Below are 20,821 nucleotides of genomic sequence, written 5' to 3'. Positions count from 1 at the left end.
AGGAAATACATGTTCGATCGCGAGAAGAATCTGTTCGACTCCTATGCTGCCAAACGCATCAGCCGCCGCGATCTCCTCGACGGCGCCGCCAAGCTCGGCATCGCGGGTATCGCCGCCAACGCCGCCTTCGCCTCCTCGATGTCGAAGGCGATGGCCGCGGACTTCAACTGGAAAGCCCAGAGCGGCAAGTCGGTCAAGCTGCTGCTGAACAAGCACCCTTACGTCGACGCGATGATCGGCGACATCGAGGCGTTCAAGTCGCTCACCGGCATGAACGTCGCCTACGACATCTTCCCGGAGGACGTCTATTTCGACAAGGTGACGGCAGCGCTGTCGTCGAAGTCGGACCAGTACGACGCCTTCATGACCGGCGCCTACATGACCTGGACCTACGGTCCGGCGGGCTGGATCGAAGACCTCAACACCTACATCAAGGATCCCGCCAAGACCAATCCGGCCTTCGCCTGGGATGACGTGCTGCCGGGCTTGCGCGCCTCCACCGCGTGGGACGGCGTCGCCGGCTCCGAGCTCGGCTCGGGCAAGGCCAAGCAATGGTGCATCCCCTGGGGCTATGAGCTCAACAACATCACCTACAACCGCAACGTCTTCGACTAGGTCGGCGTCAAGCCGCCGAAGAACCTCGACGAGATGCTGGACGTCGCGGCCAAGATCACCAAGGACGCCGGCGGCCCCTACGGTGTCGGCGTACGCGGCTCGCGCTCCTGGGCGACCATCCATCCCGGTTTCCTGTCGGCCTATTCGAACTTCGGCCAGAAGGATTTTGTGATGGAGGGCGGCAAGCTGAAGGCCGCGATGAACACCAAGGCCTCGAACGACTTCCACGACAAATGGGTCAAGATGATCCAGACCTCGGGCCCGAAGAACTGGTCGACCTACACCTGGTATCAGGTCGGCACCGATCTCGGCGCCGGCGCGTCCGGCATGATCTTCGACGCCGACATCCTCGGCTACTTCATGAATGGCGGCGACAACAAGGAGAAGGGGCATCTCGGCTACGCGCCGTTTGCCGCCAATCCGGCCGCCAAGGCGCCGACCCCGAACGTCTGGATCTGGTCGCTCGCGATGTCGACCTTCTCCAAGCAGAAGGACGCCGCATGGCTGTTCATGCAGTGGGCGGCGTCCGTCGAGCATGACCTGTTCGGCGCGCGCAAGATGGACTTCGTCAATCCGGTGCGCACCTCGGTGTGGAAGGACAGCGAGTTCCGCGACCGCATCGCGAAATCCTATCCCGGCTATCTGGAGCAGCACGACATGTCGTCGCCCGGCGCCAAGATCTACTTCACGGCGCAGCCGCTGTTCTTCGACCTGACGACCGAATGGGCCGCCTCGCTGCAGAAGATGGTTGCGAAGGAGGTCAGCGTCGACGAAGGGCTCGACAAGCTCGCCGACAGCATCAACCGCCAGCTCAAGCAGGCCGGTCTCGGCTGACGATCAACTGTGCGGTGCTTGATCCCCCGCACCGCACCCATCCGCCGGCTCGGAGCCTTGTCCCATCCGAGCCGGCGGCGTTTGCCAGCCGAATGTGATCTCTTATCATCATGAGCATGGTCCAACTTCTCCAGACGAACGCGCAGGCGACGCCGGCCAGACCAAGGCCGCGCGTGCGCCTCTTGCCCTATCTGCTCAGCCTGCCGGCGTTGCTGGTCTGCGTGGCGATCCTGGTTCCGTTCGTGACCGCGGCGGTCTATTCGCTGCAGCGCTACCGGCTGAACCTGCCTTACCTGCGCGGCTTCATCGGCGCAGGCAACTACATCGACTTCCTGTCCGATCCGGCGTTCTGGAATACGCTCCGGATCTCGATCACCTACACCGCGGTGACGGTCGTGGTCGAGCTGCTGCTCGGCCTCGGCATCGCGCTGCTGCTACGCCGGCCGAGCCGCTTCCACAATGCGGTGTCGATCATGCTGCTGCTGCCGCTGATGACGGCGCCGGCGATTGCCGCGCTGATGTGGAAGCTGATGACCAATCCGAGCTTCGGCATCCTGTCCTATCTGGTCGGCCTGTTCGGCGTCACCGACTTCAAATGGGCCTCCGATCCGTCGAGCGCGCTGTTCACGGTCGTGCTGGTCGACGTCTGGGTCTACACGCCCTTCATCATGATCCTGCTGCTGGCGGGGCTACGCTCGTTGCCGCGGCAGCCGTTCGAGGCCGCGGCGCTCGACGGCGTGCCGGCGAGCTTCGTCTTCTTCCGGATCACGCTGCCGATGCTGGCGCCCTACATCATCACGGCCTCGCTGTTCCGCCTGCTCGATTCGATCCAGCAGTTCGACATCATCTATGCGATGACCCAGGGCGGCCCAGGCGACCGGCTGATGGTGTTCCAGGTGCAGGCCTATCTGGAGTTCTTCCAGTACACCAATGTCGGCAGGTCGGCGGCGCTTCTGATGATCCTCTGGCTGATCACCAACATCCTGTCGAACATCTTCATCAAGAACTGGCTGCGGCTGCGCGCGCGTGCGCACGGCCACGCCTGAGGGGGAGCGGCGCGATGGAACATTCCAGCCTTGCCGGTCGCATCTTCCGCGGCGTGGCGCTCTCGCTGATCCTGATCTTCTTCATGTTTCCGATCGTCTGGATCTTCCTGATGTCGTTCCAGAGCAACGATCAGATCCTGCGCATTCCGCCGCGGATCCTGTTCGAGCCGACGCTTGCGAATTACGAGGCGCTGATTTCCGGCCAGCTGCGCACCGCGGCCGGCAATCTGCAGATCTCCTTCATGCGCAACCTGTTCAACAGCGTCGTGCTGTCGAGCGCGGCGGTGCTGCTGGCGCTGCTGCTCGGTGTGCCGGCAGCCTATGCCTTTGCGCGCTTCAAGTTTCGCCTCGGCGAGACCATCGCATTCACGCTGCTCTCGTTCCGCTTCGCGCCGCCGCTGCTCGTGCTGCTGCCGCTGTCGCTGTACTATCAGGAGCTCGGCCTCAACGATACCTATCTCGGCATCGTCTGGGTCTACCAGCTGATCGCGCTGCCGTTGATCCTGTGGATCGTGCGCGGCTATTTCGAGGATATCAGCCCTGATATCGAGCACGCCTACCGGCTGGCCGGGCATTCCTGGCGCGAAGCCTTCACCCGGATCGCGGTGCCGCTGGCAGGGCCGGGGATCGCCGCGGCCGGGCTGCTGTCATTTATCTTCTGCTGGAACAATTTCGTCTTCGCGCTGATCCTGGCCTCCGCCGACAAGCAGCCGGTGACGGTCGGCGCGCTGGCCTTCGTCACCGCGTCGGGAATCCAGTACGGCCAGATCGCGGCGGCGATCGTGCTGTCGGTGACGCCGACGCTGTTGCTCGCGCTCTACGCGCAGCGCTATCTGGTCGAGGGTCTCTCGCTCGGCGCGGTGAAAGGCTGACCGGATGGCACGTCTCGAGATCAATTCGGTGAGCAAGGCATTCGGTGCGGCGCGGCCCGCCGACCGGCTGTCGCTGGCGGTCGAGCCCGGCGAGATCGTGGCGGTGTTCGGGCCGTCCGGCAGCGGCAAGACCGTGTTGCTGCGTATGATCGCGGGCATGTTCGAGCCCGACGACGGCGACATCCTGGTCGGAGGCCGCTCGGTGGTCGGCGCTCCGCCTGAGCGGCGCGGGATCGGCATGGCGTTCCAGAATTTTGCCCTGTTCCCGCACATGACCGCCCGCGACAATATCGCGAGCGGCCTGCGCGCTCGGGCCGGCGGCGGCGATGTCGCGGGCCGAGTTGCCGCGATCAGCAAGCTGCTCAAGATCGAGCACGTGCTCGGCCACGCGCCGCGCGAATTGTCGAACGGACAGAAACAACGGACCGCGTTGGCGCGGGCCCTGATCGGCAATCCGGATGTGCTGTTGCTGGATGATCCCTTGCGTAACGTCGACGCCAAGCTGCGCTACGAGATGCGGCTCGAACTGCCGAACCTGCTGCGGCGCGGCACCGCCGCGGTGCTCTACGTGACCCAGGACTACCGCGAGGCAATGGCCATCGCCGACCGCATTGCGGTGCTGATCGACGGCCGGCTCGCGCAGGTCGCAGCACCTGCCGATATCTATGCCCAACCCGCGTCGGTCGCGGTCGCGCGACTGTTCGGCGATCCGACCATCAACCTCGCCGAGGTTTCGCCGGTCGTGGAGCACGGCATGCTGTCGGCCATGGTCGCCGGCGCCAGGATGCGGCTCGGCGCGGCCGATGGCGCCGCGCCTACCGGTGCATGCTGGCTCGGCGTCCGGCCGGAGGATCTCGCGGTCTCGTCCGGATCCACGGACGACGCCATCCCGGCGCGCATTCTCGCGATCACGCCGATGCATGAGAAGGCGGTGCTGCTGCTCCGTCTTGCCGACGGGACCGAATGGCTGGCGGCGCTGCCGCCGGATGCGCCGCAGGGGGCGGCCGACGATGCCGTCTTCGTCCGCTTCGCGCCCGATCAAGCTATGCTGTTCGATCGCGCGACCGGGCTCCGGATCGGGCCGTCGCAGCGGCTCAAGGCGGCATAGGAACAGATGGTCATGGACATGCTCGAGCTTCGAGGCATCGACAAGGTCTACCGCAGCCGCGGCAAGCCGCCGGTGCATGCCGTGCGCGCGCTCGACATGGCGGTCGAGAAGGGTGAGATCGTCGCGCTGTTGGGATCGTCCGGTTGCGGCAAGACCTCGACCTTGCGCATGATCGCGGGGTTCGAGGATGTGTCGGCCGGATCGATTGCACTCGGCGGGCGACGGATCCACGAGCTGCCGCCGGCGCGACGCAAGGTCGCGATGGCCTTCGAGGGCTATTCGCTCTATCCGCCGCTCACGGTCCGCGAGAACATAGCGTTCGCGCTGAAATCCGCGCAGCTATCACGCAACGAAGTGTCGCGTCGCGTCGACGAGATCGCCCGCCTGGTCGAGATCGAAGACATCCTCGACAGCTATCCGCGCGCGATCTCCGGCGGCCAGCAGCAGCGCGTGTCGCTGGCGCGGGCGCTGGTGCGCGACGCCGATCTCTATCTGCTCGACGAGCCGATGGGGCAGCTCGAACCGCAGCTGCGCGCGGTGCTGCGCGGCCGGATCAAGAGCCTGCTCGCCGAACGCGGCATGACCGCGATCTTCGTCACCCACGATCAGACCGAGGCCAGTGCGCTGGCCGACCGCATCGCGGTGATGGAAGGCGGCGTGCTGCAGCAGTTCGCCAGCGAAAAGGAACTGAAGGGAAGGCCCGCGAATCTGTTCGTGGCGAGCTTCATCGGCGAGCCGCCGATGAACCTGCTCGACGCGGACGTGACGCGGTCGGATGGCGGATACCGCCTGTCGGTCGGAACGGATATGCGTTTCGGTATCGATGGCGCCGGGCTCGACGGCGAAGCGGCAAAGGCGCTTGCCAGCACGCCGCAGGTGCGGATCGGCATTCGTCCGCAGAAGATCGCGGTCGGAACCGGTGACGTCAGGGTCAAGGTCGTCTCCAATCAGTGGCTCGGCGATCAGTCGCATGTCGCCGGTGATTGCGGCGGCCGCATGCTGATCGCGGTCATGCCGGGGCGGGTCGTCGCGCGGCCGGGCGATAGCGTCCCGTTCGCGCTGGAGCCGCGTCACCTGCACATCTTCGGCCGCGACGGAACCTGCATCCGCCATGCGGAGGTGTCGTGACAATGACCGCATCCGCAAGCCGCGACGTCATCATCGGCATCGATGCCGGCACCTCGCTGATCAAGGCGGTGGCATTCACCTTGGCCGGCGAGCAGCTTGCCGATGTCTCGCAGCCGAATGCGTATAGCAGCCTGGCCGGCGGTCATGTCGAGCAGGACATGGCGCGGACCTGGACCGACACGGTCGCGGTGATTCGTGCCTTGGCGACGTCTGTGCCTGACATGCCCGCGCGGATCGCGGCGATTGCGGTAACCGGGCAGGGCGACGGCACCTGGCTGATCGACGACGATGGCCGGCCGGTGGCGCCGGCGCTGTTGTGGCTCGACTCGCGTGCCGGCCGGCTGGTGGAGGAAATACGCGCCAGCGAGCGCAACACGCCGCTCTACCGCCGCACCGGGTCCGGGCTCAACGCCTGCCAGCAGGGGCCGCAACTGGCGTGGCTGCAGGCGCATCGGCCTGAGGCGATCGCCAGCGCGACGACAGCCTTCCATTGCAAGGACTGGCTCTACTTCCTGCTCACCGGCGAGCGCGCAACCGACCCGTCGGAAGCCACGTTCTCCTGCGGCGACTTCCGCAAGCGCGGCTTCGATGCGGAGACCGCGCGGTTGATCGGTATCGCCGACCTGACACGCCTGTTCCCGCCGGTCGTTGACGGTGCGGTGATGACGCATCCGCTCACCACAGCTGCTGCGATCGAGATTGGCCTGCCGGAAGGCGTACCGGTCTGCCTTGGCTATGTCGATGTAATCTGCAACGCACTCGGGGCCGGGCTCTACGATCCGTCACCTGATGTCGGCTGCACCATCATCGGCTCGACCGGCATGCATATGCGGCTGGTCCCGACCGCAGATGCGGTGACGCTGAATCAGGAGGCGACCGGCTACACCATGCCGTTCCCGGTACCGGGTCACTATGCCCAGATGCAGTCCAACATGGCGGCGACGCTGAACATCGACTGGATGCTCGACCTTGCATGCGACTTGCTGGCGGCGGAGGGCGTGACGCGCACGCGCACTGAGCTGATCCGCCGGCTCGACGACCAGGTGCTGCGGGCCAGGCCCGGCGAGGTGCTGTTCCATCCGTTCATCTCCGATGCCGGCGAGCGCGGTCCGTTCGTCTCGCACGAGGCCAGCGCGCAATTCTTCGGCCTGCGTTCGCGACACCGCTACGGCGATCTGATGCGCGGGGTGATGGAAGGGCTCGCCTTCGCCGCGCGGGATTGCTACGCCGCGATGGGGTCGCTGCCGCGCGATGTCAGGATCACCGGCGGCGCGGCGAAGAGCCGTGCGCTTGGCGTCATCCTCGGCGCCGCGCTGGATTGCGACGTCCGGATCTGTAGCCGCGGCGAGGCCGGTGCCGCAGGCGTCGCGATGATCGCTGCCGTCACCATCGATGCCTATCCCGACATGCGCGCCTGCGCAGAGCAGTGGGTTGCGCCGCATCTGAGCGCGCCGCAATCGCCTGACGCCGGGCTGGCGAAGCGCTACGCCAGCATCTTCCCGACCTATCTCGATGCAAGGCTGGCGTCGCGGCCGGTCTGGAAGCAACTCGCCGCGCTGCGCGCTGGAGGCGACCATGTCTAAGTCCATCGCTATCGTCGGCGACCGCTTCATGCTGCCCTCGGTATTCGCCGAGCATATCCGGGCCGCCTGCGGCAATGGCGTCGATATCCGTACCCTGGAGCAGCCCTGGCCGGACGAGCCGATGGAGCACGGCTACGCCGGCTCGAAGCTCGACGGCCTGAAGGAATTCATGGGGCAGCCTGACGAGATCATCGGCTTTGTCGGCGATGCTCAGCTGCTGGTCACTCACCTCGCGCCGATTTCGCGCTCGATGCTGGAGCGGCTGCCGAATCTGAAGTTCATCGCGGTGTCGCGCGGCGGGCCGGTCAACATCGACATGCAGGCGGCGCGCGACCACGACGTGCTGGTGGTCAATACGCCTGGCCGCAATGCGAGTGCGGTGGCGGAGTTCACCATCGGCGCCATTCTGGCCGAGACGCGCCTGATCCGCAGCGGCCATGAGGCACTGCGCGGAGGGGAATGGCGCGGCGATCTCTATCGCGCCGACCGCACCGGGCGCGAGCTCGGCGAGATGACAGTCGGCATTGTCGGCTACGGCGCGATCGGCAGCCGTGTGGTCAAGCTGCTGAAGGCGTTCGGCTGCAGGATCCTGGTCGCCGATCCGTATGTCCAGCTCAGCGCCCAGGACCGCAATGACGGCGTCGAGCATGTCGCGCTCGGCGAATTGCTGGGCCGCGCCGACGTCGTCACGCTGCACGCGCGGGTGACGCCCGAGACCACCCGCTTCATCGGACGCGACGCGCTGGCGCGGATCAAGCCGGGCGCGCTCCTGATCAACACCGCGCGCGGCCCGCTGGTTGATTACGAGGCGCTGCATGATGCGCTGGCATCGGGGCATCTCGGTGGCGCCATGCTCGACACCTTCGCGGTCGAGCCGGTCCCGCCGGACTGGCCGCTGCTACAGCTTCCCAACGTCACGTTGACGCCGCACATCGCCGGCGCTTCCGTGCGTACCGTCACCGTGGCCGCCGAGCAGGCGGCCGAAGAGGTTCGCCGCTACCTGGCCGGCGAGCCGCCACGCAATCCGTGCTGAAGAGGCAATCTGTGCTGAAGAGAAAGGCAGTCCGTATGACCCGTGAGGAACGACAATTGCGCGAGGCGATCATCGCCAAGTGCCGATGGATGAATGCGTCGGGTCTCAACCAGGGGACATCAGGCAACATCTCCGCCCGCTACAAGGACAGGATGCTGATCACGCCCTCGGCGACCCCGTATGATTCGATGAAGCCGGAGATGATCGCGTCGATGCCGCTCGAGGGCGACTATGGGACGTGGGAGGGGCCGTTGCAGCCGTCCACCGAATGGCGCTTCCATCTCGACATCACGCGCGCCCGACCCGATGTCGGCGCCATCGTCCACACCCACTCGACCTATGCGACCGTGCTCGCGATTGCGCGCAAGCCGATTCCGGCCTGCCACTACATGATGGCGGCATTCGGCGGCACCGACATCCGCTGCGCCGGCTACGCGCGCTACGGCACCAAGGAGCTTTCGGATCATGCGATATCAGCGCTCGAAGGCCGCAACGGCTGTCTGCTCGCCAATCACGGCATGATCGCGCTCGGCGCCAATCTCGACAAGGCGATGTGGCTCGCGGTCGAGCTCGAGACCATCGCGCGGCAATACTACCTCTCGCTTGCGCTCGACTCGCGGATCATCCTGAGCGACGAGGAGATCGCCGACACCGCGAAGGGGTTCTCCACCTACGGCTTGCAGGCGCCGAAACCGAGCAAGGCCGGCGCGACGGCAAAGGCGGCGCCGCGCCGCGCCGAGAAACGGCGCAGCAGCAAGCGATGACGGGCACTGCGCCGGTCGCAGGCACCGATCACGGGCTGGTCGATATCGCGGTCATCGGTGGCGGCATCAACGGCGCCGGCATTGCCCGCGATGCGGCCGGCCGCGGGTTGAAGGTCCTGCTCTGCGAGAAGGACGATTTTGCCGAGGGCACCTCGTCGCGCTCGGGGAAGCTGATCCATGGCGGGCTGCGCTATCTCGAATATTACGAGTTCCGCCTGGTGCGCGAGGCGCTGATCGAGCGCGAGGTGCTGCTCGCGTCGGCGCCCCACATCATCTGGCCGATGCGCTTCGTGCTGCCGCATTCGCCGGAGCAGCGGCCAGCCTGGCTGGTCCGCACCGGGCTGTTGCTCTACGACCATCTCGGCGGCCGCAAGCAGCTTCCGGCGAGCCGCAGCCTGGATCTGGCGCGGGCCTCCGAGGGCGCGCCGCTGCATCGAGAGTTCCGGCGAGGCTTCGAATATTCGGATTGCTGGGTTGATGACGCGCGTCTGGTGATCCTCAATCTGATCGATGCTGCGCAGAACGGTGCGCGCATCCTGCCGCGCACGCGGGCGGTGCGTGCGCGCCGCGACGGCGAGGTCTGGCTGGTCGAGATGCAGGGTGACGACGGCACGACGCAGATCGTGCGGTCGCGCGCGCTGGTCAACGCCGCCGGGCCGTGGGTGCAGGATGTCATCCAGGGCGTGGCGGGACTGAACTCCGCCCAGAGCGTGCGGCTGGTCAAGGGCAGCCATATCGTGGTGCCGAAATTCTGGAACGGGCCGCAGGCCTATCTGCTGCAGAACAGCGACCGCCGGGTGATCTTCGTCAATCCCTATGAGAACGATCTGGCGCTGATCGGCACGACAGACATTCCCTACCACGGCCGCGCCGAGGACGTCGCGATCGGCGAGGACGAGACCGATTATCTGTTGCAGGTGCTGCGCCGCTATTTCCGGACGCCGCCGCAGCCAAGCGAGATCGTGCACGCCTTCTCCGGCGTGCGGCCGCTCTACGACGACAACGCCGACAATCCGTCGGCCGTGACGCGCGACTATGTGTTCGAGGTTCACGGCGCCGAGGGCGCGCCGCCGCTGCTCTCGATCTTCGGCGGCAAGATCACGACCTATCGCCGATTGGCGGAGCAGGCGATGCAGCGCCTCGCGCCGTGGTTTCCAAAGCTGTCGCCGGCCTGGACCGCGCATCAGCCGCTGCCGGGCGGCGACATCGGCGGCAGCTTCGATGATTTCTCGAAGAGGATGGCGCGCGACTATCCGGATCTGCCGCAGCGGCTCATCCATCACTATGCGCGTCTCTACGGAACGCGTGCGCGCGAGCTGCTGGGCTCGGCCCGCAGCTCGGTCGATCTGGGCCGTCATTTCGGCGGCGATTTCTATGAATGCGAAGCGGTGTATCTGCGCGACAAGGAGTGGGCTCGGAGGTCGGCCGATTTCCTGGATCGGCGCACCAAGCATGGCCTGCATTTGACGCGGGCCGAGCGGCTCGCCTTCGAGAACTATGTCTAGGACGGCATCTGCCTAGACCGTGAGCCCGGGCTCTTCGAGTTTCGATTGCTCGAACGCGCCGCGTTGCGCATACCAGCGCGCCATCGAGACCTTGACCGCAAGCACATGCTGTCGCATCTGCTGCTCCGCCTCGCGTGGTTCCCGGCAAATGATCGCCTCGTAGATGCGCCGATGCGCGGCATGGCGCTCGCGCATGTCGGACAGGTCGAAGGCGACGATGTTGTGAGAGGAGGTCTGCGGCACGCGCTGGCAGATGCGCAGCACGTCCTTCACCAGTGTGGACTGTGCCGCCTCGTGGATCGTGCCATGAAATGCCTCGTTCGCCGCTGCATAGAGGCCGCGGCGCTCGCGCTCGTCGGTGCTGGATGCGAGCGCATGGTCGCCGGCGCGAAGCGCGGCTTCGAGGCGCAGGCGGACCTCTTCGCTGAGCCCGCGTTCGGCGGCGAGCCGCGCAGCCAGACCCTCCGCCAGCGCACGCATCTCGTAGGCATCGATGATTGCGTTCAGCGACTGCTCCGGCACCGTAAAGCCGCGGTTCGGGACGTAGTGCAACAGACCCTCTCCGGCGAGCGTCTGCAGCGCGGAGCGCAGCGGCGTCCGGGAGACCGCCAGCGCACGCGCCAGGTGCACCTCGTTGAGTCTGCTGCCGGAGGCAAAGGCGCCGTCCAGCAACGATTGCCGCAGCCGCTCGACCAGCAGGCGCGGCTGGGTCGACGCGTTGGACTGTTCGGGCTGGGAGGTTGCCATGGGCCAGGCCTTAAGTGTGTACATTGAAAACTTCGGATTCAGCTCTATTAGCAGGCATTCCGCGAGGTTACGAGCCATTCGCGCCGCAATGCACAATGTTCTAGCCAAAAATGTATACACTTTGTCATTGACGAGGAATGATTGTACTCACTTAATGCGCCAACCAATCGAGTTGAGGAGCGCAAATGCAGGTGGCCAATCGTTCGGTTCGACCCACGGCTATCCAAGTGCCTGTCGTGGGAGCCGATGAAGCGTTTGTCGTCCGCCGCGTCTATTGCGTCGGCCGCAACTATGTCGACCACATCAGGGAGATGAAGGAAGGCGACGAACGCGATCCGCCGTTCTTCTTCCAGAAGCCCGCCGACGCGATCGTGCGGGACGGCGACACGGTGCCATACCCGCCGCTCACCAGCGACTTCCAGCACGAGATCGAGCTTGTGGCCGCCATCGGGCAGGGCGGCGTCGACATTCCAGTCGCGCGCGCGCTCGACCATGTCTTCGGTTATGCGATCGGCATCGACATGACGCGGCGCGACCGGCAGCGCGAGGCCCGCGAGCGCGGGCTGCCCTGGGAGATCGGCAAGTCGTTCGACGCCTCGGCACCCTGCGGGCCGCTGTTCCCGGCAAGCCGCGTCGGTCATATCACCTCGGGCGTGATCTCGCTGTCGGTCAATGGCGCGACGCGCCAGCGCGGCGACATTGCCCAAATGATCTGGAACGTTGCGGAGATCGTCGCGAACCTGTCGCAGCACTACGCGCTGGGGAGCGGTGATCTGATCTTCACCGGTACGCCGGCCGGCGTCGGCCCGGTGGTGCCCGGGGACCGCATGGTCGGCAACATAGCCGGCCTCGGCGAGATTTCGTTCACGATCGGCGAAAGGAACGCGCGATGATCATGCTGCCGACCGACAGACTGCCCTATTCGCCGATCGCCGATCGCCCGTCGTTGCAATTGCCCGGCGGCGCGCGCCTCGCGGTGTGGGTGATCGTCAACGTGGAGGAATGGGATCCACGCGAGACCATGCCCCGCACGGTGCTGACGCCACCGGCCGGCGGTTCGCCGAGCCCGGATATCCCGAACTGGGCATGGCACGAATACGGCAACCGCGTCGGATTCTGGCGCATGCTCGAGGTGTTCGACACGCTGCGCATCAAGGCCGTGCTCGCGATCAATGGATCGGCGATCGCCAGCTACGAGCCGATCGCCCGCGCGGCACGGGAGCGTGGCTGGGAATTCATCGGCCACGGCTTCACGCAGAAGAACATGCAGAAGGTGGCGAACGAGCGCGAGGACATCGTCAAGACCACGAAGGCGATCGCGGATTACGTTGGGCGCCGGCCGCGCGGCTGGCTCGGACCCGGCCTCACCGAAACCTGGGAAACTCCGGACATCCTGGCGGAGGAGGGCTACGACTACGTCTGCGACTGGGTGCTCGACGATCAGCCGGTGACGCTGAAGACCCGTCAGGGATCGATCGTCAACATTCCCTACACCCAGGAATGCAACGACGTCGCGATGATGCTGATCCAGCATCACAAGGCCTCGGAGTATCGCGATCGCGCGATCGACCAGTTCGAGCAGCTCTACGCCGATTCCAGCAGTTCCGCGCGCGTGATGGCGCTTGTGGTTCATCCCTACATCATGGGGGCGCCGCACCGGCTGCGCTATTTCCGTGAGGCCCTGGAACACATCGCGGCCAGAGACGGCGTGCTGTTCCGCACCGGCGAGGAGATTCACGACTGGTACCGCGCGACGGCAAGGCCGTAGCGCTCCGTCCACGCCGGCGGCGCGAGGCCCGCCCAATCCAGTACAAGATTCCACGGAGGGCCGATTGATGAGCACCCAAACTCCGGCCATGGCGGCCGCACCTGCGAATCCATCGGCCAATCGTCGCATGTTGCTGATGTTCGGGATTCTGCTCGTGTCCTATGTCGTCAACGCGATGGACCGGCAGATATTCCCGCTGCTGGCGGCCGATGTGCGCAAGGAATATGGCTTCTCGCTCGCCGATATCGGGCTGCTCTCCACCATCTTCACGCTCGGCATGGCGGTAGCCGGCTGGCCGACCGGTTATCTGCTGGCGCGCTTCAGCCGCAAGACCGTGCTGCAGATCGGGATTGCGATCTTCTCCGTCGGCACGCTGCTCACCGCGTTTGCGGTCAGCATGTCCGACATGTTGCTGTTCCGCGCCGCGACCGGCATCGGCGAGGCGATGCAGCTGACCGCGCTGATCGCGATCGCGACCACTGCCTTCGTGCGTTCGCGTGCGATCGCGGTCGGTGCTGTGAACGCCTCGTTCGGAATCGGGGCGATCATCGGACCTCTGATGGCCCATCCCGCGCTTGCCGCCTACGGAAGCTGGCGCGCGCCGATCATCCTGTTCGGTGCGATCGGTTTCGTCGTCATGATCATGATCACGTTCACGGTGGACGCCGCGCTGACCGAGGTGGAAGGACGCGACAATGGCGCGAAGCTCGTCGGCGGCGCCACCACCCTGATGAACCGCAACACCATTGTGCTGACCGTGCTCAGCATGATCGGCGGGCTGATCATCTACGGTTATCTCGGGATGTACCCTGTGTTCCTGCGCGAGCAGTTGCATTTCACGCCGGCCGATACCGGCCAGGTGATGAGCATCTATGGTCTCGGCGTACTGTGTTCGCTGATCGGCGGATGGCTTGGCGACCGGTTTTCGCCGCGCGCCGTGCTCGGCTTGGCGTTTCTCGCCGCGACCGGGCTCGGCTATCTGCTGTTCTCGTCCGCCGCGAGCTTCACCGCTCAGGCGAGCCTGTCGTTCGTCTGGGGCTTCATCGTCAGCGGAACGATCTACGTCAATCTCGCCGGCTTCCATGTCAAGTCGGTCTCGAGCCAGCTGGCCGACCGCGCCTCGGGCGCGTTCGTGACCAGCCTCTACGGCGCTGCCGCCATCGCCGGCTATCTGATCGGATGGTTGGCCGGTCTGGGCGGGTGGGGCCAGGCCGGATTGCTCCAGGTCACATTGCTCTCGGCTATCGCAGCGCTGCTTTCGCTCGCGATCAGGCCGGAGGCGATGTCGGTGCGAGCCGTCACGCAATAGTTGCTGCGAGGCGGGGGCTTTGGAGGTGCCATTGAACGGAGCCACGGCAGGACGAGTAGCCGACAGCCGGGTTATTTGACGGCACCGGCAGCATCGGCAAGACTGATCGAAGTCAAACTGTGCTTGCGGGACATTTCCGGTGCTCAATTCGGATTCTGCGTTGCCTTCGTCGATTAGCTGGTCAGGTCTGCGCGCTGCCATGGCGGCGCTTTTCATCGCGTCGACGGCTACCTTCAGCGTACCTGCGTCCGCTCAGGTGACGTGGCAAATGGCGACGGAATATCCCCAAAGCAATATCTCCGGTGTCGGCTTGGCAAAATTCGCGGAGCTCGTGTCCGCGCAGACGAGCGGATACGTTACGGTCCGCAATGCGTTCGATAACGAATTGAAGATCAGCTCCGGCGATATGTTGCGCGCGGCTCAGGAGAACCGGATTGCCGGTGGCGATGCATTTGCAGGGCCGCTCGAAGCGTCCGATCCGGTGTTTGGCCTGCCGTCGCTGCCGTTTGTTGTCCAGTCCATCGAGGCGGCGCGGACCATCAACGAGCGGGCGCGGCCACTCTATGAGAAGGCGTTGGCCACGCGCGGCCTCAAGCTCCTGTACATCACCATTTGGCCGGCCACCGGCCTCTGGAGTGCCCAGCCGATCTCGACGTCGGCGGACCTGCGATCCATTGCCGCGCGGACGTATGACTACAATTCGGCCGAGGTGATGCGCGCGGTCGGTGCAACGGCGGAGTATCTTCCGTTCAACGAGGCGATCGCCAAGGTAAAGCAGCATGCGCTGAATGCCATCCTGACGTCGGGCGACGGCGGGGCCGGCCGAAAGCTCTGGGAGGATCTCACTCATTTCACGGCGATCAACTACGCGATCCCGATCTCGATTGCCTTTGTGAGGACCGATGCCTTTGAAGCGCTCCCGGAGGCGGTCCAACGCCAGGTGATGCAGGTGGCTGCCGAGACGGAACAAAGCCAGTTCCAGCTTCTGGCCAATCGGACCGCCGAGAATTACGCGCGCATGCGCGCCAATGGGGTTCAGATCACTGAACCGGCGCCGGCTCCCGTTCTCGCCGCGCTCAAGCAGGCTGCGTCGGCACCCATCACAATGTGGAAGGCCAAGGCTCCTCCGGAAGCAGTGGCCATCGTTGAGCGGGCGTTGCAGCAGCAATAGTCGGTGGTGTCATTGCGCTGCTGGCGATGAGCCAAGGCGCTGTGCGCGGCGCGCAGCACTAGTTCGTGCGGCGGCCGCGGCCTTGCGGTGCATGCGTATTGACGATCGATGAGCCGACCGACGCGGATGCGGTCTCGACCCGCGGGGTCGCAAGATGCAGATTGCGGCGAATGTGAAACTCGAACGTGCCGGCGAGTGCCGTTTCGATGGCGGAGAGCTGCGCATTTCCATCGTCGAGCAGCGCGTGGCCATGCCCCGCCGAGAACAATGCGCCTGCGACGAAAACTGGCAAATAGGCGGTGCATCCGACGCCGAGATCCCTGTTGTCGATGCGCCCGCTGAAACCATTCGCTTCGTTCGGCTTGCGGGGGTCCCAGTTCGCCGGCGGCGCGACACCAAGGTTGCCAAAGCACGGCGATAACCTCAGCTCCCGTCCCCAGGGCAGGTGCGCGATATTGCGTGTACGATCGAGCGGGACATGCCGGCAGCAGAAGTCCAATGATGCAGCGCTCGTCGGAGCCCTCATGTTCCAACCCCAATCCGATCGCAGCCGGACATCGAGGACATGAACCTCGAGCACGTCACCCGGTTCGGCGCCCTCGATATGGATCGGTCCGGTCAATAGCCGCGGTGCGGCTGCGTGGGGCGCGAGGGTGTCGCTGTAACCATGCGGCTCGACCAGATCGCTCACGTGATCGAGTGCTTCATCCGGCTCGGCCGATAGCGTTTCGATCGTCACCCGATCACCCGAGGCAATTCTGATGACGGGATTGAGCCGATCATCCCCCAGTCCCCAATGAAGATGATCTGGTGTCGAGGTAAGATAATGCTCCACGGTCCATCCTTTCTTATTGGTTCTTGTTGACGCCTCTGCGCTCGTTGCCGCACCACGCGGCGGTGGCAGCCGAGTGATCGTTGTCGAACAGGCGCCCCATGCCGACGCTTTCGAAAGTGCCGCCTCGCTCATAAGCATGATTTGCATAAGCATGATTTGTGCCAAGCACCGTGATGTTTGGCGGGACATCCTATCTATGGGTTCATGGTCATTATGCTCGCCTGACAAGGCCTGCTATCGCCAAGCGGCACAAATGATGCCGTGGCGTCTTTCAAGCGCTCCAGCTGAATCCATCACGATGGTCGTCGCAAAAATTCTGCTAGACGTATGGGACTAACATTAGTACGATAGGTCCAATTGGCAGGAAGGGCCTGCGGTTCGCTCCTCAGCCGCTGCCGGTTGCCGACAAGGAGGATGTTTTGCCGGATACCCTGGTGGAGCCGTACACGCGGCTCAGAGAGAAGATGGCGCAGCGCGACCGCAGCCTGCGCGAAAAGGTGGTGTCGCTCGAGGAAGCGGCAGGCTTCGTCCAAGACGGCATGAAGGTGGGTATTGGCGGGTCGACCATGTCCCGCACGCCGATGGCGATGCTCTGGGAGCTGATCCGCCAGCATCGCAAGGATCTTTCGATTTCGCGCTGCATCGTCTCGACGGACGGCGACCTCGTGTTCGGATCCGGGATCGCGAACCACGTCGTCACCAGCTGGTTCGCCCAGGGGATTCTCTGGGGCTTGTCCAAGGTGATGCGGCATCACGTGGAGAATGGCGGCAAGCGCTATGAGGAATGGAGCCATATGGCCGTCGGCATGCGCTTTCGCGCTGGCGGCATGGGCGTTCCGTTCCTGCCGACCCGCGCCATGCTGGGGTCGGATATCGTCGGCCAGCGTCCCGAAGCCAAGCAGATCGATTGTCCGTTCACCGGCGAGAAGCTGCTGCTGGTTCCTGCGCTCAACCCCGACGTCGCGCTGATCCACGTCCAGCGCTGCGACCCCTACGGCAATGCCCAGATCGACGGCCTGCAATTCATGGACATCGATCTCGCGCTGGCTGCCAACAGCGTGATCCTCACGACCGAGCGGATCGTCTCGAACGACCAGATCCGCCGCGCGCCGGACCAGACGAAGATCCCGTTCTTCTGCGTCGACGCGGTGGTCGAGGTTCCCTACGGATCGGCGCCGCACGAGTGCTACGGCCTCTATGAGCCGATGATGCGGCACATGGAAGCCTATGTCACGCAGGTCAACGCGGATCCCGTGAAGGGCATGCAGGAATATCTCGACCGCTATTTCTACAGCCCGAAATCCTGGAACGAATATCTCTCGCTGATCGGCATGGATGAGGTGTTGGAGGCAACGCAGAAGGGCAGGAGCATCTATAATGACTGAGGCGCAGCGCTACACCGCAAGCGAAATCCTCGCGATCTTGAGCGCGCGCCAGCTGCAGGACGGGCAGGTGGTCTTCGCCGGCATCGGCGTGCCGCTGCTCGCTGCAACCCTGGCCCAGCGCACCCGCTGTCCGGCCCTGACCATCCTGTTCGAGGGCGGCGTGGTCGGCGCCTTCGTCGAGCCGGGCAAACTGCCGCCGTCGACCAACGACCAGCGCTGCACCAAGCGCGCCAACATGGTCCTCGGCAGCGCCGATGTCTTGCTGCTGCTCCAGCGCGGTTACGTCGATGTCGGTTTCATGGGCGGCGCCCAGATCGATCAGTTCGGCAATCTGAACTCGTCGTTCATCGGCGATCCGGCGAAGCCGAAGACGCGCCTGCCGGGTACCGGCGGCGGCAACGACATCTCCAGCCTGACCAACATGATCGTCGCGATGAAGCACGAGAAGCGGCGCTTCGTCGAAAAGGTCGACTTCATCACCAGCCCCGGGTTCATCCGCGGCGGTACCAGCCGGCGCGATTCCGGCCTGCCCAGCGGCGGCATGTGGCGCGTGATTACCGAACTCGCCGTGTTCGGCTTCGATGACAGGACCCGGCGCATCAAGGTGCTGGCGCTCAATCCCGGCGTCAACCGCGAGGAAGTGCAGGACAATACCGGCTTCAGGCTCGACTTCGACGAGAAGCTCCACGTCACGTCGCCGCCGACCGATCACGAACTCGAGACGCTGCGGATGCTCGATCCCGACCGTCTCTTCACCGCTTAAAGCTACACCAAGTCCGGAGATCTATTGATGACCACGCTCGCCAACACGTTTGGTATTGCCGCGCGCAACTTCACCGCTTATCCCGAAATGCCCAACGCCCGGGCGCTCGTCGAGTATGGCGTTCGGGTCGAGGAACTCGGCTACGATTCGGTCTGGGTCTGGGATCACATGCTTCTCGGCGTGGATCCGAACTTCCCGATCATCGATTCCCTGACGACGCTGACGGGCATCGCCGCGCGCACCAAGCGGATCAAGATGGGCACCGGCATCCTGGTGCTGCCGCTCCGCAACGCGGTGGCGCTTGCCAAGCAGCTCTCGAGCATGGATCAGCTGTCCGAGGGCCGCCTGATCATGGGCATGGCGTCCGGATGGTACAAGCGCGAGTTCGACGCGCTCGGCATTCCCTTCGAGAAGCGCGGCAAGATCATGGATGAAAATCTCGAGATCATGCGCCGGCTGTGGACCGAAGAGTCGGTCTCGGGCGAATACATGCGCCACAACATTTCCAAGGCCGTGATGTACCCCAAGCCGGCGCAGCCGCAAATTCCGCTGCTGATCGGCGGATACGCCGATCCCGTGCTGAAGCGCGCCGCACTGAACGGGGACGGCTGGCTGACCTACTTCTATCGTCCCGCCGACTTCAAGAAGTCGTGGGACAAGATCATCAACTTCGCCAAGGAGGGCGGTAAGGATCCGTCGACTTTGAAGAACGCCTCGCAATTGCCGATCATGATCGGCAAATCGCGGCAGGCGGTCGAAGCCGACATGATGGACTGGCTCAACAAGGAGTGGGATTTCCCGGCTCACAGCGATTGCAGCCGCGAGAGCGCCATCATGGGTTCGGTCGACGAGTGCGTCGCCCAGCTGCGCGAGCACATTGCGCTGGGCGTCCAGAAGATCATCTTCGTCCCGTACAAGTATCAGGCGGACCAGGTCGAAACCATCGCGCGTGAGATCATCCCGCGCCTGCGCGCCAAGTAACCAACCCAGAAACGCTCAACACAGGCGACAAGCAGATGACTGACCCCGTACGCAAGAAGATCATCGACAAGGTCGACGCTTCGAAAGATCACGCGATCAAGTTCCTCCAGGATATGGTCGCGATCCCGAGCGTGACCGGCGACGAAGCCGCGATCCAGAAACACATGCACGGCTACCTGACCGAGGTCGGTCTTGAGGTCGACATGTGGGAGACCAATTGGGACGAGCTGAAGAAACATCCCGGCTATCGCCCGGTCGACCGCGGCTACGAGAATCGTCCCAACATCGTTGCGACCCTGAAGGGCACCGGCGGCGGCCGCTCGCTGCTTCTCAACGGTCATACCGACGTGATCCCCGTCGGCAACGGCGAGGGATGGAGCGACAATCCGTGGTCGGCTTCGATCAAGAACGGGCGCATCTACGGTCGCGGTTCGTGCGACATGAAGAGCGGTGTCGCCAGTCACGTGCTCGCGGTCCAGTACCTGAAGGAGCTTGGGCTCACTCCGAAGGGCGATGTGATGATCAACATCGTCATCGACGAGGAAGTCAGCGGACACGGCACGCTCGACACCGTCATCCGCGGTTACAAGGCGGACGCCGGTATTTCCGGCGAGACCAGCGACCTGTTCGTGCAGCCGGCCTGCATCGGGCGCATCTGGTTCCAGATCGACATCGAAGGCAAGCCCGCCGGTATCCAGCAGCGCTACCTCGGCATCAGCGCCATCGAGCTCGGCAACAAGATCGTGAAAGCCGTGCAGGAGCTGGAAGACGAGCGCGTGGCGACCGTCAAGCACGCGCTCTACCCGAGCGCCATCGACTCCTTGCCCTGTATCATCGGCAGCTTCCAGGCCGGCAACTATCCGAGCGCCTTCCCGGCGAGCGCCGTACTGAAGGGATCGATCGGTACGGTGCCGAGCGAGGACCACGAGGGCGTCAAGCAGAGCCTCGTCAAGAAGATCGCCGAGGTTGCGGCTCAGGATCCCTGGATGAAGGACCATCCGCCCGTGGTGAAGTTCGTCGGCTACGACGCCGAGGCTTCCGAGATTCCGGTCCAGCATCCGATCGTGCAGACCGTCTGCGATGTCTATACTGAAGTGACCGGCAAGAAGCCGACGATCTCGGGGCGCCAGGGTGCGGCGGATACGCGGTTCTTGAACAAGTACGCGAATACGCCGACCGTGATCTTCGGACCCGGTTCGACGGCGGTCATGCATGCGAACGACGAGTATGTCTCGATCGATGATTACCTGACGGCCATCAAGGTCATGGCGCTCAGCATCCACGACTGGTGCAATTCCGCCCCAGCCAAGTGATCAAGGGCCGGATCGATCCAGGAGGGGCCCATGGTTTGGGCCCCTCCTTTTTTGGCGGCGT

Annotated in this window: 18 protein-coding genes and 1 pseudogene; 17 read left to right on the top strand and 2 right to left on the bottom strand. The window is 64.6% G+C overall.

The genetic code is table 11. The features are described from left to right. The first annotated feature begins 9 nt into the window (after positions 1-9). From CO675_RS38320 to CO675_RS38280, 9 genes and pseudogenes are all read left to right on the top strand, one after another. Positions 10-1,449: pseudogene (locus CO675_RS38320) on the top strand (extracellular solute-binding protein). A gap of 116 nt (positions 1,450-1,565) precedes the next feature. Next, complete coding sequence (locus tag CO675_RS38315; protein WP_198964898.1) at positions 1,566-2,495, top strand: carbohydrate ABC transporter permease; 930 nt, start codon at positions 1,566-1,568, stop codon at positions 2,493-2,495. A gap of 14 nt (positions 2,496-2,509) precedes the next feature. Further along, complete coding sequence (locus CO675_RS38310) at positions 2,510-3,367, top strand: carbohydrate ABC transporter permease (protein ID WP_097677049.1); 858 nt, start codon at positions 2,510-2,512, stop codon at positions 3,365-3,367. Between the two features lie 4 nt (positions 3,368-3,371). After that, positions 3,372-4,475, top strand: a complete 1,104-nt coding sequence (locus CO675_RS38305; RefSeq protein ID WP_097677048.1) for an ABC transporter ATP-binding protein — start codon at positions 3,372-3,374, stop codon at positions 4,473-4,475. Positions 4,476-4,487: 12 nt separating this feature from the next. Further along, positions 4,488-5,603 carry an ABC transporter ATP-binding protein gene (locus CO675_RS38300; protein WP_502693449.1) on the top strand — a complete coding sequence of 372 codons (1,116 nt, stop codon included), beginning with the start codon at positions 4,488-4,490 and terminating at the stop codon, positions 5,601-5,603. A 2-nt stretch (positions 5,604-5,605) separates the two neighbouring features. Further along, positions 5,606-7,186 carry an FGGY-family carbohydrate kinase gene (locus CO675_RS38295; protein ID WP_097677047.1) on the top strand — a complete coding sequence of 527 codons (1,581 nt, stop codon included), beginning with the start codon at positions 5,606-5,608 and terminating at the stop codon, positions 7,184-7,186. Then, positions 7,179-8,219, top strand: a complete 1,041-nt coding sequence (locus tag CO675_RS38290; RefSeq protein ID WP_097677060.1) for a 2-hydroxyacid dehydrogenase — start codon at positions 7,179-7,181, stop codon at positions 8,217-8,219. The genes CO675_RS38295 and CO675_RS38290 overlap by 8 nt, the downstream gene beginning before the upstream one ends. Positions 8,220-8,254: 35 nt before the next feature. Further along, on the top strand, positions 8,255-8,983 hold the full coding sequence (locus CO675_RS38285; RefSeq protein ID WP_198964897.1) for a class II aldolase/adducin family protein: 729 nt from the start codon (positions 8,255-8,257) through the stop codon (positions 8,981-8,983). Further along, positions 8,980-10,488 carry a glycerol-3-phosphate dehydrogenase gene (locus tag CO675_RS38280; RefSeq protein WP_097677046.1) on the top strand — a complete coding sequence of 503 codons (1,509 nt, stop codon included), beginning with the start codon at positions 8,980-8,982 and terminating at the stop codon, positions 10,486-10,488. The genes CO675_RS38285 and CO675_RS38280 overlap by 4 nt, the downstream gene beginning before the upstream one ends. Before the next feature lie 12 nt (positions 10,489-10,500). Here CO675_RS38280 and CO675_RS38275 read toward each other — a convergent pair whose 3' ends face one another. Next, entirely contained in the window at positions 10,501-11,313 is an 813-nt protein-coding gene (locus CO675_RS38275; protein ID WP_097677045.1) for a GntR family transcriptional regulator, read from the bottom strand. A 107-nt stretch (positions 11,314-11,420) separates the two neighbouring features. Here CO675_RS38275 and CO675_RS38270 point away from each other — a divergent pair, with 107 nt between their 5' ends. From CO675_RS38270 to CO675_RS38255, 4 genes are all read left to right on the top strand, one after another. After that, positions 11,421-12,128 (top strand): fumarylacetoacetate hydrolase family protein, encoded by a 708-nt coding sequence (locus tag CO675_RS38270; protein WP_097677044.1) that lies wholly within the window; start codon positions 11,421-11,423, stop codon positions 12,126-12,128. Then, a complete protein-coding gene (locus CO675_RS38265; RefSeq protein WP_198964896.1) occupies positions 12,125-13,003 on the top strand; it encodes a polysaccharide deacetylase family protein in 879 nt (292 codons plus the stop codon). The genes CO675_RS38270 and CO675_RS38265 overlap by 4 nt, the downstream gene beginning before the upstream one ends. Positions 13,004-13,070: 67 nt before the next feature. Beyond that, positions 13,071-14,312, top strand: a complete 1,242-nt coding sequence (locus CO675_RS38260; protein WP_097677043.1) for an MFS transporter — start codon at positions 13,071-13,073, stop codon at positions 14,310-14,312. 199 nt (positions 14,313-14,511) lie between these two features. Then, positions 14,512-15,483 carry a TRAP transporter substrate-binding protein gene (locus CO675_RS38255; RefSeq protein WP_097677042.1) on the top strand — a complete coding sequence of 324 codons (972 nt, stop codon included), beginning with the start codon at positions 14,512-14,514 and terminating at the stop codon, positions 15,481-15,483. A gap of 58 nt (positions 15,484-15,541) precedes the next feature. On the opposite strand, the gene CO675_RS38250 is transcribed toward CO675_RS38255, so the two are convergent. After that, positions 15,542-16,471, bottom strand: coding sequence for an acetamidase/formamidase family protein (locus CO675_RS38250; RefSeq protein ID WP_158231371.1), 930 nt, complete (start codon positions 16,469-16,471; stop codon positions 15,542-15,544). Positions 16,472-16,782: 311 nt separating this feature from the next. On the opposite strand from CO675_RS38250, the gene CO675_RS38245 reads away from it, so the two are divergent. From CO675_RS38245 to CO675_RS38230, 4 genes are read left to right on the top strand one after another with little or no spacing between them, the layout of a single operon-like run. Then, positions 16,783-17,703, top strand: a complete 921-nt coding sequence (locus CO675_RS38245) for a CoA transferase subunit A (RefSeq protein ID WP_097677057.1) — start codon at positions 16,783-16,785, stop codon at positions 17,701-17,703. After that, positions 17,696-18,466, top strand: coding sequence for a CoA-transferase subunit beta (locus CO675_RS38240; RefSeq protein WP_097677040.1), 771 nt, complete (start codon positions 17,696-17,698; stop codon positions 18,464-18,466). Before CO675_RS38245 ends, CO675_RS38240 begins: the two co-directional genes overlap by 8 nt. A gap of 27 nt (positions 18,467-18,493) precedes the next feature. After that, entirely contained in the window at positions 18,494-19,447 is a 954-nt protein-coding gene (locus CO675_RS38235; RefSeq protein ID WP_050401073.1) for an LLM class flavin-dependent oxidoreductase, read from the top strand. A 35-nt stretch (positions 19,448-19,482) separates the two neighbouring features. Next, positions 19,483-20,760 carry an ArgE/DapE family deacylase gene (locus CO675_RS38230; protein ID WP_097677039.1) on the top strand — a complete coding sequence of 426 codons (1,278 nt, stop codon included), beginning with the start codon at positions 19,483-19,485 and terminating at the stop codon, positions 20,758-20,760. Positions 20,761-20,821: the final 61 nt, after the last annotated feature.

The organism is Bradyrhizobium sp. C9 (assembly GCF_002532045.1).
GTDB lineage: Bacteria > Pseudomonadota > Alphaproteobacteria > Rhizobiales > Xanthobacteraceae > Bradyrhizobium.
This window is presented reverse-complemented; position numbering and strand designations above follow the sequence as displayed.

Excerpts from the sequence above, each read along its gene's own strand:
- CO675_RS38315 (WP_198964898.1), top strand. The coding sequence starts at position 1,566 with ATGGTCCAACTTCTCCAGACGAACGCGCAGGCGACGCCGGCCAGACCA.
- CO675_RS38310 (WP_097677049.1), top strand. The coding sequence starts at position 2,510 with ATGGAACATTCCAGCCTTGCCGGTCGCATCTTCCGCGGCGTGGCGCTC.
- CO675_RS38305 (WP_097677048.1), top strand. The coding sequence starts at position 3,372 with ATGGCACGTCTCGAGATCAATTCGGTGAGCAAGGCATTCGGTGCGGCG.
- CO675_RS38300 (WP_502693449.1), top strand. The coding sequence starts at position 4,488 with ATGGACATGCTCGAGCTTCGAGGCATCGACAAGGTCTACCGCAGCCGC.
- CO675_RS38295 (WP_097677047.1), top strand. The coding sequence starts at position 5,606 with ATGACCGCATCCGCAAGCCGCGACGTCATCATCGGCATCGATGCCGGC.
- CO675_RS38290 (WP_097677060.1), top strand. The coding sequence starts at position 7,179 with ATGTCTAAGTCCATCGCTATCGTCGGCGACCGCTTCATGCTGCCCTCG.
- CO675_RS38285 (WP_198964897.1), top strand. The coding sequence starts at position 8,255 with ATGACCCGTGAGGAACGACAATTGCGCGAGGCGATCATCGCCAAGTGC.
- CO675_RS38280 (WP_097677046.1), top strand. The coding sequence starts at position 8,980 with ATGACGGGCACTGCGCCGGTCGCAGGCACCGATCACGGGCTGGTCGAT.
- CO675_RS38275 (WP_097677045.1), bottom strand. The coding sequence starts at position 11,313 with ATGGCTCGTAACCTCGCGGAATGCCTGCTAATAGAGCTGAATCCGAAG.
- CO675_RS38270 (WP_097677044.1), top strand. The coding sequence starts at position 11,421 with ATGCAGGTGGCCAATCGTTCGGTTCGACCCACGGCTATCCAAGTGCCT.
- CO675_RS38265 (WP_198964896.1), top strand. The coding sequence starts at position 12,125 with ATGATCATGCTGCCGACCGACAGACTGCCCTATTCGCCGATCGCCGAT.
- CO675_RS38260 (WP_097677043.1), top strand. The coding sequence starts at position 13,071 with ATGAGCACCCAAACTCCGGCCATGGCGGCCGCACCTGCGAATCCATCG.
- CO675_RS38255 (WP_097677042.1), top strand. The coding sequence starts at position 14,512 with ATGGCGGCGCTTTTCATCGCGTCGACGGCTACCTTCAGCGTACCTGCG.
- CO675_RS38250 (WP_158231371.1), bottom strand. The coding sequence starts at position 16,471 with ATGCTTATGCAAATCATGCTTATGAGCGAGGCGGCACTTTCGAAAGCG.
- CO675_RS38245 (WP_097677057.1), top strand. The coding sequence starts at position 16,783 with ATGGCGCAGCGCGACCGCAGCCTGCGCGAAAAGGTGGTGTCGCTCGAG.
- CO675_RS38240 (WP_097677040.1), top strand. The coding sequence starts at position 17,696 with ATGACTGAGGCGCAGCGCTACACCGCAAGCGAAATCCTCGCGATCTTG.
- CO675_RS38235 (WP_050401073.1), top strand. The coding sequence starts at position 18,494 with ATGACCACGCTCGCCAACACGTTTGGTATTGCCGCGCGCAACTTCACC.
- CO675_RS38230 (WP_097677039.1), top strand. The coding sequence starts at position 19,483 with ATGACTGACCCCGTACGCAAGAAGATCATCGACAAGGTCGACGCTTCG.